The sequence below is a fragment of the Proteus hauseri genome, from assembly GCF_004116975.1.
Lineage (GTDB): Bacteria > Pseudomonadota > Gammaproteobacteria > Enterobacterales > Enterobacteriaceae > Proteus > Proteus hauseri.
In genome coordinates, this window is the sequence record NZ_CP026364.1 from 1,479,111 (window position 1) to 1,494,026 (window position 14,916).

Below are 14,916 nucleotides of genomic sequence, written 5' to 3' on the forward strand. Positions count from 1 at the left end.
TTTACCCTCTTTTGTTAACCACTTTTTGACATAATATTAACAATAGTGAGGAGAACTACTATGACAAAAATAAATCAACATCATATTCCTGCTAACATTGCAGAACATGCCCTGATCAATAAAGAGCAATACCAAAAAGATTATGCATTATCCATCAAAAACCCAGAGGCCTTTTGGGCAGATAAAGGGAAAATTATTGACTGGATAACACCCTATACTGTGGTAAAGAACACTTCATTTGACCCTGGTCATGTCCGCATTCGCTGGTTTGAAGACGGGCAACTAAATATTAGCCAGAACTGCCTTGATCGCCATCTGAAATCCCGAGCAGATCAAGTTGCTATTATTTGGGAGGGAGACTCACCTAATGAGTCGAAAAAAATCACTTATCGACAACTTCATCAAGATGTTTGCCAATTCGCTAATGTATTAAAAAATTTGGGTATTAAGAAAGGCGATGTAGTGGCTATTTATATGCCAATGGTACCTGAGGCTGCGGTTGCCATGTTAGCCTGTACCCGTATCGGTGCCATTCACTCTGTTATTTTTGGTGGATTCTCACCAGAAGCCGTTGCTGGTCGTATTATTGACTCAAAAGCAAAGCTCGTTATCACCGCAGATGAAGGATTACGTGCAGGTCGAGCAATTCCATTAAAGAAAAATGTCGATGACGCTTTAAATCATGCTGATATCCCACCGATTAGTCATGTCGTTGTTTTTCGCCGCACAGGACACACAGATCAGTGGATTGAGGGGCGTGACTTATGGTGGGATGAAACCATTAAAGGTGTAAACACCGAATGCGATGTGGAAATTATGGATGCTGAAGATCCGCTATTCATTCTGTATACATCAGGTTCAACAGGAAAACCAAAAGGTGTATTGCATACCACGGGTGGTTATCTGGTTTATGCCTCAATGACATTTAAATACACTTTTGATTATCATGAAGGTGAAATCTATTGGTGTACTGCTGATGTTGGTTGGGTAACAGGGCATAGTTACCTACTTTACGGCCCGCTTTCTAATGGAGCCACAACGGTGATGTTTGAAGGCGTTCCTAACTATCCGTCTGTCAACCGAATGGCTCAAGTGGTTGATAAACACCAAATCAATATCCTTTACACTGCACCAACTGCAATCCGCGCTTTAATGGCTGAAGGTGATAAAGCAATAGAAGGCACTCAGCGCACATCACTACGCATCTTAGGCTCTGTAGGTGAACCTATCAACCCAGAGGCTTGGGAATGGTTCTATCAGAAGATGGGACGCAGTCAGTGCCCTATTGTAGATACTTGGTGGCAAACTGAAACAGGTGGTTTTATGATAACGCCATTGCCAGGTGCAATGGATTTAAAACCAGGCTCAGCAACACGCCCATTCTTTGGTGTGCAGCCCGCTATTGTCGATAATATGGGCGAAATTCAAGAAGGTGCTTGTGAAGGTAATTTAGTTATTGTTGACTCATGGCCAGGCCAAGCAAGAACACTCTTTGGTGATCACGACCGCTTTGAACAGACCTATTTTTCCACATTCAAAGGAATGTATTTCTCTGGTGACGGCGCTCGCCGTGATGAAGATGGTGATTACTGGATAACAGGACGTGTTGATGACGTACTTAATATTTCAGGCCATCGTCTAGGTACAGCAGAAATAGAATCTGCACTTGTTGCTCACCCTAAAATTGCAGAAGCTGCCGTGGTAGGTATTCCTCATAATATTAAAGGGCAGGCGATTTATGCCTATGTCACTTTAAATCATGGCGAAGAACCGACTCCTGAACTTTACGCTGAAGTCCGTAACTGGGTACGTAAAGAGATAGGACCAATAGCGACTCCCGATATCCTTCATTGGACAGATTCCTTACCCAAAACTCGTTCAGGAAAAATAATGCGTAGGATCTTACGTAAAATTGCTTCTGGCGATACAACCAATCTCGGAGATACCTCAACACTCGCTGATCCTGGTGTTGTAGATAAACTGTTAGAAGAAAAACAGTCTCTGTCACTAACAGCTTAATGTTCTATTAAAAGCCACTCATTTAAAGGTGGCTTAATAAAAAGAGTTTCTCATTAAAACTACGCGCAAAGGCATTTCGATGCCTTTGCTAGGCTGTCTCACCTAAAAATCATGAAATGCGGGGATTTACGCCTCTAAGTCATGTGATAAACCAAACAATTATATAGAGGAGAACTCTGATGAATTCTAATATTTATCAAGAGATAGAAGATAACCCTCGCTTTAAAGAACTGGTTAGAAAACGTAGTCGTTTTTCATGGACACTCTCTATTATCACGCTGGCAATGTATGTCTCTTTTATATTACTTATTGCTTTCTACCCACAATGGCTAGCAACCCCACTTTATGAGGGATCTTATATAACAAGGGGAATTCCTATTGGAATTGGTTTAATTGTTGCTTCATTCGTACTCACTGGCATTTATGTTATCAGGGCGAATACTGAGTTTGACAAATTAACGACTGAAATCATTCGTGAGGTAGAAAAATGAGAAAGCTACTCTACGTTATAAGTCTATTTATGCTTTCATCAACATTGAGTTATGCCGCAGCAATTACTGAAAGTGGTGAAAAGCAACCTATGAATATTCAGGCAATTATCATGTTTCTGATATTTGTAGGATTAACTCTATATATTACTTATTGGGCCTCAAAGAGAACGCGCTCACGCTCTGATTATTATACTGCAGGTGGCAAAATAACTGGATTTCAAAATGGGATGGCTATTGCGGGCGATTTTATGTCAGCAGCCTCTTTTTTAGGTATCTCTGCTCTGGTTTATACTTCAGGCTATGATGGTTTAATTTATTCGATAGGCTTTCTCATTGGCTGGCCTATTATTTTATTTATTATTGCTGAACGATTACGTAATTTAGGTCGTTACACATTTGCCGATGTTGTCTCTTATAGATTAAGTCCTAAACCAGTCCGAACACTCTCTGCTGTTGGATCGCTTGTCGTTGTTGCACTTTATCTTATTGCTCAAATGGTGGGTGCAGGTAAGTTAATCGAGCTTCTTTTTGGATTAAATTACCATATTGCAGTGGTTCTTGTTGGTATCTTAATGGTGCTTTATGTTCTCTTTGGCGGGATGTTAGCCACCACATGGGTACAAATCATTAAAGCGATTTTATTACTTGCTGGCGCAACATTTATGGCGGTAATGGTAATGAAAGTCGCTAACTTCAATTTTAATACGCTATTTAAAGAAGCCGTCAATGTCCATCAAAAAGGCTTTTCTATTATGAGTCCAGGCGGGCTGGTGTCAGATCCTATATCTGCGCTTTCTTTAGGGCTAGCATTAATGTTTGGTACCGCAGGACTCCCTCATATCATCATGCGCTTTTTTACTGTTAGCGACGCTAAAGAAGCCCGTAAGAGTGTATTCTATGCAACAGGTTTTATCGGCTATTTCTATATTCTCACTTTTATTATTGGTTTCGGCGCTATCTTACTCGTTAGCCCTAATCCTCTGTTCAAAGATGCCGCTGGTGCTTTAATTGGTGGAACCAATATGGCAGCAGTTCATTTAGCAGATGCTGTTGGTGGTAATTTCTTTCTTGGATTTATCTCCGCAGTTGCTTTTGCCACCATTCTTGCCGTTGTTGCGGGACTAACTTTAGCGGGTGCTTCAGCTGTTTCTCATGACCTTTATGCCAATGTGATTAAAAACGGTAATGCGGATGAAAGAAAAGAGTTAAACGTCTCTAAAATTACCGTTGTTATTTTGGGAATTGTAGCTATTGGGCTAGGTATTCTGTTTGAAAAACAAAATATCGCCTTTATGGTGGGTCTAGCATTCTCTATTGCTGCAAGCTGTAACTTCCCGATTATTTTACTTTCGATGTATTGGAAAGGGTTAACCACCAGAGGTGCTGTTGCAGGAGGATGGTCTGGATTATTAATCGCAGTAACTCTCATGATTTTAGGTCCAACGATTTGGGTAAATATACTAGGTCATGAAAAACCTATTTATCCTTATGAATATCCAGCACTATTTTCTATGGTAATTGCTTTTGTTGTCTCATGGTTATTTTCTATCACAGATAAATCATCTTTGGGTCAGCAAGAAAAGATAAAGTTCCAAGCGCAATTTATTCGTTCTCAGATAGGACTAGGTATAGAAGAGGGTAAATCACATTAATAAGGATTAATTAGTCTTATCAAATTTGCAAAAAAGTGCTGACATTATTTAGCACTTTTTTGTTTTTATTAGCTATTACTACAATAGTGGCCTTTCTATAACTATTTTGGTTTTAAATTTAAATAATTAAACTTTTAAATACATATCTATACGATATTTTAAATAATAGTAATATTATTTATTAAATAATTATTATTTAAAATAAAAATCAATAAATTATCATTTTTAATAGACTTTCCGCTTTGTAAATATCACACAATTTATCCTCATAAAAAACCATAAATCACTGTAAAAAAATAGCTAAGATAACAATTTCAGATTCACTTTAGTCAATCAATACTTGTATTATCAAAAGGTAAATGGTTAACTTTTAGTCCATGTAAAAAAGGTGACAACTTTAAATAGACTATGCCCAAATTAACGAGTTACTTACTTTTGTTTATTTTATCTATAATGCCCGCAATGCTAGGGGGGCAACACTACATATTGAGCAAAAGTTTTATATCATCATAATGGGTTGGCTTATCATGCTAACATGCGGTGGTATTTATCACTCAATAATTGGAAAGGGTATTACCTTTATCATTAGTGCATTATGGTCTTTAAATCTCTCTATTTCTTTATTTTTTTATCGTGAGCATGATATTGCTTTTTCATCATCTATCGCAGAAACCTTTATTAATACAAATGGTAGTGAAACTGTAGGAATGCTTTCTTATAATAAGTATTATGTTTTATTTTATATTGGTATTTTTGTAACTTATTTTTTTCTTATTCATAAAAGTGCTAATTATTTAACAATAAAAAAAAGCAAGCAGAACCTAATTGCAATTATTGTATTAATTTTAATTATTCCATTTTATGAAAAATTAAATTTAAGAGAGAATAATAACAAATTAATCGCTGAAACAATCTTGCTTAATACTCCATTTTACAATGCAGCTGCACTAGTAAGAACACTTCATGAAAATCAACAGATAAGAAAAATAGCCACTCAAGAAGTAACTTATAAATATACTAAAAATGATAATAAAACAGAGATTTATATTCTTATTATTGGCGAATCTGTTCGTCGTGATCATTTAGGCATATATGGTTATCCTTACAATACAACACCTAACTTAGCCAAAGAAAAAGAGAATATTTTGTTATTTAATCAAGTGTATTCTCCCGCTCCAGTAACGATACTTTCTGTACCTATATCTCTTTCAAATATTGACTTAGACCAATTACAAAATAAAAATCTTTACGCGGATAATATTATTTCTCTCGCAAATCATGCAGGTTTTAAAACTTACTGGTTAAGTAATCAGGGTAAAAGTAGCCAAAAAACAAGTGTAATATCCGTAATTGCAAATATGGCACAGAATAAAAAATGGAATGAATTTATTGGCTATGATGAAGAATTACTTTCTTATTTGGATAAAGCACTGAATGATGATTCATCGAAGAAAAAGTTAATCGTATTACATACCTATGGTAGCCATGAACCTTCATGTAACCGGTTTCCTGCCAGTGAGCTTATTAACTTTACCCAACAAGAAGATGATAACTGTTACGATAGCTCTATAGCTTATACAGATAAGCTTATAAAACAGATCATTAATAAAGTTAACAATAAGCCCGCAACTCTTCTTTATTTTTCTGATCACGCCTTACAGCGTTTTGATAAGAATAGAGAGATCCGCTACCACCATGGTGTAAATAGCCCAAGAAAAGAGGCTTATGATATTCCATTATTTATTTGGTATAGTCCATCATCTACACATCCAAATATTGATGCTAAACACTTAACTAAGCCTTATTCTACAGTCGATAATTATTGGTTACTTAGTGATTGGTTAGGTATAAAACATACTTCTCCTAAAGCGTGTAATTCACCATTAAGTTATTGCTATCAAGAAAGAAAATCAATTATGGTTATTGATGGGAATAAAAATATCTTAAACTACAATTTATTAAAATCAGAACAGCAAGAACCTCAATAAACTAATTTAATATTTTATTATTGCTTCATCTTTACTCATTTAGCGTAACCATTCATAAAGAAAGGTTATGTTTATTGAGTTAAATCTATTAAGTATTTAGTAATTATGAGAATAGATATTAAACATAATCTCAAAAAGGCTAGCAACAATGGAGTTGGCATGATTTTGCTTATGATATTGCAAGGGCAGCTGCGGGATCTTTGCTTTATCAGCAATTAAAGTAGATAAATTAAAGCAAATAATAGACTAGGATAAAAATCCTACAAGTTCTATATAATGAAAAAGTGACAGATAATCTGATAGAACATGAATTTGATCATTTATACCTTGGTTTCACTGATCAAACTCCTCAGTGTAATCCGAATGAAGTAATCCATGACTTTGGGACCTTAGCTGGCGGTCTGGGTTGTTTCCCTCTTCACGACGGACGTTAGAATTATCGTTGGATATCTCTCGATTCTCTTTATCAAGATATTGAACAAAACCCCTCTGATTACAGTGTATGGTTTTGCTATATATTAAAACATATGGGATTTAATCAATTTACACGTTGGAGCCAAGGTATTATTTAATAATTATCTTTAAATAAATTATAAAATAATCCAAGATTGCAGAGTGATAACGATTATTTCTCACTTTTTAAAAAATACTAAAATTTAAACGCAAAAAAGCCAACCCAGTGGGTTGGCTTTCTCGTCTTATTTAATGCCTGGCAGTTCCCTACTCTCACATGGGGAGACCCCACACTACCATCGGCGCTACAACGTTTCACTTCTGAGTTCGGCATGGGATCAGGTGGGACCGCTGCGCTATGGCCGCCAAGCAAATTCTGTTATTACCCGTTACGCCAATCTCTCCACGTAACCAGTAATTCAATCTTAAAACAAGCTTACTTTATTGATGTTAGTCTCTTCTCTCAGACAAAACACCTTCGGTGTTGTCAGGTTAAGCCTCACGGTTCATTAGTACTGGTTAGCTCAACGTATCGCTACGCTTACACACCCAGCCTATCAACGTCTTAGTCTTAAACGTTCCTTTAGGTCACTCAAGGTGACAGGGAAGACTCATCTCGAGGCAAGTTTCCCGCTTAGATGCTTTCAGCGGTTATCTCTTCCGCACTTAGCTACCGGGCAATGCCATTGGCATGACAACCCGAACACCAGTGGTGCGTTCACTCCGGTCCTCTCGTACTAGGAGCAACCCCTCTCAATCTTCCAACGCCCACGGCAGATAGGGACCGAACTGTCTCACGACGTTCTAAACCCAGCTCGCGTACCACTTTAAATGGCGAACAGCCATACCCTTGGGACCTACTTCAGCCCCAGGATGTGATGAGCCGACATCGAGGTGCCAAACACCGCCGTCGATATGAACTCTTGGGCGGTATCAGCCTGTTATCCCCGGAGTACCTTTTATCCGTTGAGCGATGGCCCTTCCATTCAGAACCACCGGATCACTAAGACCTACTTTCGTACCTGCTCGAGCCGTCACTCTCACAGTCAAGCTGGCTTATGCCTTTGCACTAACCGCATGATGTCCGACCATGCTTAGCCAACCTTCGTGCTCCTCCGTTACTCTTTAGGAGGAGACCGCCCCAGTCAAACTACCCACCAGACACGGTCCCCGATCCAGATTATGGACCTAGGTTAGAACATCAAACGTTAAAGGGTGGTATTTCAAGGTTGACTCCATGCAGACTGGCGTCCACACTTCAAAGTCTCCCACCTATCCTACACATCAAGGCTCAATGTTCAGTGTCAAGCTATAGTAAAGGTTCACGGGGTCTTTCCGTCTTGCCGCGGGTACACTGCATCTTCACAGCGAGTTCAATTTCACTGAGTCTCGGGTGGAGACAGCCTGGCCATCATTACGCCATTCGTGCAGGTCGGAACTTACCCGACAAGGAATTTCGCTACCTTAGGACCGTTATAGTTACGGCCGCCGTTTACTGGGGCTTCGATCAAGAGCTTCTCCCTAAGGATAACCCCATCAATTAACCTTCCAGCACCGGGCAGGCGTCACACCGTATACGTCCACTTTCGTGTTTGCACAGTGCTGTGTTTTTAATAAACAGTTGCAGCCAGCTGGTATCTTCGACTGGCTTGGGCTCCGTCCGCAAGGGACTTCACTTACCGCCAGCGTGCCTTCTCCCGAAGTTACGGCACCATTTTGCCTAGTTCCTTCACCCGAGTTCTCTCAAGCGCCTGAGTATTCTCTACCTGACCACCTGTGTCGGTTTGGGGTACGATTGTTGGTAACCTGAAGCTTAGAGGCTTTTCCTGGAAGCAGGGCATCAATTGCTTCACCACCTTAGTGGTTCGTCATCACACCTCAGCATTAAGTGACCGGATTTGCCTAATCACTCTGCCTACATGCTTGAACCGGGACGACCGTCGCCCGGACAACCTAGCCTTCTCCGTTCCCCCATCGCAGTTACCACCAGTACGGGAATATTAACCCGTTTCCCATCGACTACGCTTTTCAGCCTCGCCTTAGGGGTCGACTCACCCTGCCCCGATTAACGTTGGACAGGAACCCTTGGTCTTCCGGCGTGCGGGTTTTTCACCCGCATTATCGTTACTTATGTCAGCATTCGCACTTCTGATACCTCCAGCATGCCTCACAGCACACCTTCGCAGGCTTACAGAACGCTCCCCTACCCAACAACACCTAAGTGTCGCTGCCGCAGCTTCGGTGCATGGTTTAGCCCCGTTACATCTTCCGCGCGGGCCGACTCGACCAGTGAGCTATTACGCTTTCTTTAAATGATGGCTGCTTCTAAGCCAACATCCTGGCTGTCTGAGCCTTCCCACTTCGTTTCCCACTTAACCATGACTTTGGGACCTTAGCTGGCGGTCTGGGTTGTTTCCCTCTTCACGACGGACGTTAGCACCCGCCGTGTGTCTCCCGTGATAACATTCTTCGGTATTCGCAGTTTGCATCGAGTTGGTAAGTCGGGATGACCCCCTAGTCGAAACAGTGCTCTACCCCCGAAGATGAGTTCACGAGGCGCTACCTAAATAGCTTTCGGGGAGAACCAGCTATCTCCCGGTTTGATTGGCCTTTCACCCCCATCCACAAGTCATCCGCTAATTTTTCAACATTAGTCGGTTCGGTCCTCCAGTTAGTGTTACCCAACCTTCAACCTGCCCATGGATAGATCACCGGGTTTCGGGTCTATACCCTGCAACTCATTCGCCCAGTTAAGACTCGGTTTCCCTACGGCTCCCCTATACGGTTAACCTTGCTACAGAATATAAGTCGCTGACCCATTATACAAAAGGTACGCAGTCACCCCATAAAAGAGGCTCCTACTGCTTGTACGTACACGGTTTCAGGTTCTTTTTCACTCCCCTCGCCGGGGTTCTTTTCGCCTTTCCCTCACGGTACTGGTTCACTATCGGTCAATCAGGAGTATTTAGCCTTGGAGGATGGTCCCCCCATATTCAGACAGGATAACACGTGTCCCGCCCTACTCGTCGAGTTCACAATAACAGCATCTTCAGATACGGGGCTATCACCCTTTACTGCCGGACTTTCCAGACCGTTCTCCTGATGCTGCTATTGATTAAGACTCTGGGCTGTTCCCCGTTCGCTCGCCGCTACTAGGGGAATCTCGGTTGATTTCTTTTCCTCGGGGTACTGAGATGTTTCAGTTCTCCCGGTTCGCTTCATTACGCTATGTATTCACGTAATGATAATATCCATTGGATATTGGGTTTCCCCATTCGGAAATCGTCGGTTATAACGGTTCATATCACCTTACCGACGCTTATCGCAGATTAGCACGTCCTTCATCGCCTCTGATTGCCTAGGCATCCACCGTGTACGCTTATTTGCTTAACCTCACAACCCGAAGGTGTTTCTCTCGAAGACGACTTTAAAGGTCATGGCTACACAAGTATCAATTCATTGTTGGGCAGTGCTCGTAATGCTCACATACTTATGTATGCTGCGCTTACTGCGCGCTGTCCGCCTAGAATTGCTATTGCTCGCTCATGACACTCGCCTTGGAGTATCACAAATTCAAGGTCTGAGATTTTGAGAGACTCATCAATATACCTCGGTGATATATTGATTTGTTTTCAATTTTTCAGCTTGTTCCAGATTGTTAAAGAGCAAAATAATTCGCAGTATACTATTGCTAATATACTCTGAATTATATTTTAAAGAGATTATGGTGGAGCTAAGCGGGATCGAACCGCTGACCTCCTGCGTGCAAGGCAGGCGCTCTCCCAGCTGAGCTATAGCCCCATAATGCAATGTTAATACCGATTTCGTTACTCAGGTTTCTTTCTTATTGGAAACGTTCCGCTAAGCAAGAATTGAGCCAATCGCAGTGAAACAAGGCGTGGAGTCACGAAGTTTACATCAGTAAACGAGTGATTTCACAACGCAGTATCAATACGATTTGGTAGGCCTGAGTGGACTTGAACCACCGACCTCACCCTTATCAGGGGTGCGCTCTAACCACCTGAGCTACAAGCCTATACCGGTATTTCTGCTCGTTCTTCATCAGACAATCTGTGTGAGCACTACACATAACACGTATCTCTTAGGTAAGGAGGTGATCCAACCGCAGGTTCCCCTACGGTTACCTTGTTACGACTTCACCCCAGTCATGAATCACAAAGTGGTAAGCGCCCTCCCGAAGGTTAAGCTACCTACTTCTTTTGCAACCCACTCCCATGGTGTGACGGGCGGTGTGTACAAGGCCCGGGAACGTATTCACCGTAGCATTCTGATCTACGATTACTAGCGATTCCGACTTCATGGAGTCGAGTTGCAGACTCCAATCCGGACTACGACAGACTTTATGAGTTCCGCTTGCTCTCGCGAGGTCGCTTCTCTTTGTATCTGCCATTGTAGCACGTGTGTAGCCCTACTCGTAAGGGCCATGATGACTTGACGTCATCCCCACCTTCCTCCGGTTTATCACCGGCAGTCTCCTTTGAGTTCCCACCATTACGTGCTGGCAACAAAGGATAAGGGTTGCGCTCGTTGCGGGACTTAACCCAACATTTCACAACACGAGCTGACGACAGCCATGCAGCACCTGTCTCAGAGTTCCCGAAGGCACTCCTCTATCTCTAAAGGATTCTCTGGATGTCAAGAGTAGGTAAGGTTCTTCGCGTTGCATCGAATTAAACCACATGCTCCACCGCTTGTGCGGGCCCCCGTCAATTCATTTGAGTTTTAACCTTGCGGCCGTACTCCCCAGGCGGTCGATTTAACGCGTTAGCTCCGGAAGCCACGCCTCAAGGGCACAACCTCCAAATCGACATCGTTTACAGCGTGGACTACCAGGGTATCTAATCCTGTTTGCTCCCCACGCTTTCGCACCTGAGCGTCAGTCTTTGTCCAGGGGGCCGCCTTCGCCACCGGTATTCCTCCACATCTCTACGCATTTCACCGCTACACGTGGAATTCTACCCCCCTCTACAAGACTCTAGCCAACCAGTTTCAGATGCAATTCCCAAGTTAAGCTCGGGGCTTTCACATCTGACTTAATTGACCGCCTGCGTGCGCTTTACGCCCAGTAATTCCGATTAACGCTTGCACCCTCCGTATTACCGCGGCTGCTGGCACGGAGTTAGCCGGTGCTTCTTCTGCGGGTAACGTCAATTGCTAAGAGTATTAATCTTAACACCTTCCTCCCCGCTGAAAGTACTTTACAACCCTAAGGCCTTCTTCATACACGCGGCATGGCTGCATCAGGCTTGCGCCCATTGTGCAATATTCCCCACTGCTGCCTCCCGTAGGAGTCTGGGCCGTGTCTCAGTCCCAGTGTGGCTGATCATCCTCTCAGACCAGCTAGAGATCGTCGCCTAGGTGAGCCATTACCTCACCTACTAGCTAATCCCATATGGGTTCATCCGATAGCGCAAGGTCCGAAGAGCCCCTGCTTTGGTCCGTAGACGTCATGCGGTATTAGCTACCGTTTCCAGTAGTTATCCCCCTCTATCGGGCAGATCCCCATACATTACTCACCCGTCCGCCGCTCGTCAGCAAGAAAGCAAGCTTTCCTCTGTTACCGCTCGACTTGCATGTGTTAGGCCTGCCGCCAGCGTTCAATCTGAGCCATGATCAAACTCTTCAATTAAAAGTGTTTGATGCTCAAAGAAATCGAATACTTAGCTTCATTCATAAATGAATTTTACTTTTGTAAACACTCTTTAAGACTTATATACATCTAAATATTTTAGAAGATATCGTCTCTGCGAGTGCCCACACAGATTGTCTGATAATTTGTTAAAGAGCAGTGCAACATTCGCTGCCGTTTCCGGTCTTCTGCGTTGTTGCGAGGAGGCGTATATTACGTTATTCCTCTGAAGAGTCAAGAGTTTTTTCAAACTTTTTTCTTTTCTCTTCGCTGTCCCTCGCGGCTGTTGTTAGCTCATCGTGGGTCAGTGGATGCGCATTATAGGGACATCTGAGATTAGCGCAAGTGTTTATTTGAAATTAATTACTGTTCGCTTTTTTTTTCAACAATCTAAGGAAAATTGCTCTAATTTTATGCTGATAGCATAAAATCCAAACAGCTTTCTATCTCTGACTCACGTAATATAAGCAACAAATTATGGTATAGGTAATTATTATTATGCAATTTAGCGAGCAACGTTCAGCTTCCCAAAAAAATCTTTCTTATATTGTTGCTGAAAAACTAGGTAAACAAATCCTTTCTTCTACTTATGAACCTGAATCTTTACTGCCTGGAGAGATAGAACTGGCAGAACAGTTATCCGTTAGCAGAACTGTTATACGCGAAGCAATAAAAATGTTAGCGGCAAAAGGTATGCTTTTACCTCGCCCAAGGATCGGAACACGAGTTACGCCAATGCAAAATTGGAACTTATTAGATAATGATCTTCTTACTTGGTGGATTGATAGTGGTGAATTTAACAAAGTAAGTCACTATTTCCATCATGTCCGCTTAGCAATAGAACCTCAAGCTTGTTATTTAGCTGCATTCAATGCAACTGAAGCACAAAAACAATCGCTTTCTTTATTTGGAAAAGAAATGCAATTACTTGATGAGCATTTTGATCGGCAGCACTGGTTAGATATTGATACCCAATTTCACTATCTTATTTATCAAGCTAGCGGTAACCCATTCTTTGCATCTTTTGGCTCATTATTTCTTTCAGCTTATAAGAAGTACTTTGACCTTATTGTGGGTAATGAAACAGTTCAACCAGAAACTCACAATCAAATTGTTCAAGCGATTATTGATGGTGACGGAAATAGAGCTAGAGATCTCTGTTTAGTATTACTAACTAGTGATTGAATATTTTTAATACAAATTAAATGAGTTCTCTGCTTATAATAGAAGAGTAAATAAATAGAGAGCAAAGACGGTATATGTATTTATGTTTAAATCCGCCAAAAATATGTCAGGATTGCCTTGGATAGCCGCGATGGCTTTTTTTATGCAGGCACTCGATGCAACGATACTTAATACTGCGCTCCCTGATATAGCAAGGAGCCTTAACCATTCCCCATTAGCAATGCAATCTGCCGTAATTAGCTATACGCTAACAGTGGCCTTACTAATTCCAGTTAGTGGGTGGTTAGCCGATAGGTTTGGTACTCGAAAAATATTTATTATTGCTGTTTCTTTATTTTCTATCGGGTCGTTATTTTGCGCACTTTCTCCTAACTTAACTTCTCTTGTGATATCTCGTATTTTACAAGGAATAGGTGGTGCAATGATGATGCCCGTTGCTCGCCTTGCTTTATTAAGAGCTTATCCTCGTAGCGAGCTATTACCTATTTTAAACTTTGTGACTATGCCTGGGCTTGTTGGGCCTATTGCTGGACCTTTATTAGGTGGAGTATTGGTTACTTATGCATCTTGGCATTGGATATTTATTATTAATATTCCTATCGGCTTACTTGGTATTTTTTATGCCATTAAGCACATGCCCGATTTTACGATGCCAAAACGGAAATTTGATTTACTTGGCTTTATTTTCTTTGGTTTTGGATTAGTAATGCTTTCTGTCAGCTTAGATCTTTTTGGTGACAGAGCAATTTCTCGCTATATTCCTATTGCTGTAATTTTAGGTGGCTTCTCTCTATTAATACTATATATCAACCATGCAAGGCACCACCAACAACCTTTGATCCCACTCAATATATTTAAAACTCGAACTTTCTCTGTAGGTATTGCTGGAAATATTGCGACTCGACTAGGTACAGGTTGTATTCCGTTTTTAATGCCTCTTATGTTACAAGTGGGATTTGGTTATCCCGCCATTGTTTCCGGAATGATGATGGCACCAATGGCATTAGGTTCTATATTTGCTAAATCTTTTGTTACCCACATATTGGTGAAATTTAGTTATCGGCGAACACTCTTTGCTATCACTATTATTATTGGTCTGATGATTGCCCAATTTTCATTACAATCACCAGGTATGTCTATTTATTATCTTGTGTTACCACTATTTCTATTGGGTGTTTTTATGTCGATTCAGTTTACTTCGATGAATACTATTTCATTAGCTGACTTAACTGACAATAATGCAAGTTCAGGAAATAGCGTGCTAGCTGTTACCCAACAACTGGCAATTAGTTTTGGTATTGCCGTTAGTGCATCTATTTTAGGATATTTTGATACTGAAAATGTGGGTACAACGGTAGATAATTTCCATTACACCTTCATTACGGTGGGTATTATTACTTTATTATCTTCCTTTGTCTTCTTATTACTAGATAAACATGATGGCGATAATCTGACTAATAAAAAGAGAAAAAAATAAA

The 14,916-nt window shown here is 41.3% G+C and carries 6 protein-coding genes, 2 tRNA genes and 3 rRNA genes; 6 read left to right on the forward strand and 5 right to left on the reverse strand.

The features are described from left to right. The first annotated feature begins 60 nt into the window (after positions 1-60). From acs to PH4a_RS06725, 4 genes are all read left to right on the forward strand, one after another. Complete coding sequence (acs, locus tag PH4a_RS06710; protein ID WP_129038736.1) at positions 61-2,019, forward strand: acetate--CoA ligase; 1,959 nt, start codon at positions 61-63, stop codon at positions 2,017-2,019. Between the two features lie 179 nt (positions 2,020-2,198). After that, entirely contained in the window at positions 2,199-2,510 is a 312-nt protein-coding gene (locus tag PH4a_RS06715; protein WP_064718329.1) for a DUF485 domain-containing protein, read from the forward strand. Further along, positions 2,507-4,162, forward strand: coding sequence for a cation acetate symporter (locus PH4a_RS06720; RefSeq protein WP_064718330.1), 1,656 nt, complete (start codon positions 2,507-2,509; stop codon positions 4,160-4,162). The genes PH4a_RS06715 and PH4a_RS06720 overlap by 4 nt, the downstream gene beginning before the upstream one ends. A gap of 527 nt (positions 4,163-4,689) precedes the next feature. After that, positions 4,690-6,150 (forward strand): phosphoethanolamine transferase, encoded by a 1,461-nt coding sequence (locus tag PH4a_RS06725; RefSeq protein ID WP_244212943.1) that lies wholly within the window; start codon positions 4,690-4,692, stop codon positions 6,148-6,150. Positions 6,151-6,857: 707 nt separating this feature from the next. On the opposite strand, the gene rrf is transcribed toward PH4a_RS06725, so the two are convergent. The 5 genes from rrf to PH4a_RS06750 all read right to left on the reverse strand — a co-directional run bounded on the left by rrf (position 6,858) and on the right by PH4a_RS06750 (position 12,253). Further along, positions 6,858-6,973, reverse strand: a 5S ribosomal RNA gene (gene rrf, locus PH4a_RS06730). Between the two features lie 118 nt (positions 6,974-7,091). Continuing rightward, positions 7,092-9,996, reverse strand: a 23S ribosomal RNA gene (locus tag PH4a_RS06735). Between the two features lie 332 nt (positions 9,997-10,328). Continuing rightward, positions 10,329-10,404: transfer RNA gene (locus PH4a_RS06740), tRNA-Ala, on the reverse strand. A 158-nt stretch (positions 10,405-10,562) separates the two neighbouring features. Next, a tRNA-Ile gene (locus tag PH4a_RS06745) sits at positions 10,563-10,639 on the reverse strand. Positions 10,640-10,710: 71 nt separating this feature from the next. After that, positions 10,711-12,253, reverse strand: a 16S ribosomal RNA gene (locus tag PH4a_RS06750). Together the 16S, 23S and 5S rRNA genes with 2 tRNA genes alongside form the textbook arrangement of a ribosomal RNA operon. Before the next feature lie 498 nt (positions 12,254-12,751). Here PH4a_RS06750 and PH4a_RS06755 point away from each other — a divergent pair. Then, the gene (locus PH4a_RS06755) at positions 12,752-13,438 is read left to right on the forward strand and encodes a FadR/GntR family transcriptional regulator (RefSeq protein WP_129038738.1); all 687 of its coding nucleotides are present in this window, start codon (positions 12,752-12,754) and stop codon (positions 13,436-13,438) included. A gap of 82 nt (positions 13,439-13,520) precedes the next feature. Then, positions 13,521-14,915, forward strand: a complete 1,395-nt coding sequence (gene mdtD / locus PH4a_RS06760; protein WP_129038741.1) for a multidrug transporter subunit MdtD — start codon at positions 13,521-13,523, stop codon at positions 14,913-14,915. The last annotated feature ends 1 nt before the right edge of the window (position 14,916 follow it).

What these genes read in the sequence shown, in the direction of transcription:
- PH4a_RS06755 (WP_129038738.1), top strand. Translation starts at nt 12,752, where the DNA reads ATGCAATTTAGCGAGCAACGTTCAGCTTCCCAAAAAAATCTTTCTTAT.
- PH4a_RS06715 (WP_064718329.1), top strand. Translation starts at nt 2,199, where the DNA reads ATGAATTCTAATATTTATCAAGAGATAGAAGATAACCCTCGCTTTAAA.
- acs (WP_129038736.1), top strand. Translation starts at nt 61, where the DNA reads ATGACAAAAATAAATCAACATCATATTCCTGCTAACATTGCAGAACAT.
- PH4a_RS06725 (WP_244212943.1), top strand. Translation starts at nt 4,690, where the DNA reads ATGCTAACATGCGGTGGTATTTATCACTCAATAATTGGAAAGGGTATT.
- PH4a_RS06720 (WP_064718330.1), top strand. Translation starts at nt 2,507, where the DNA reads ATGAGAAAGCTACTCTACGTTATAAGTCTATTTATGCTTTCATCAACA.
- mdtD (WP_129038741.1), top strand. Translation starts at nt 13,521, where the DNA reads ATGTTTAAATCCGCCAAAAATATGTCAGGATTGCCTTGGATAGCCGCG.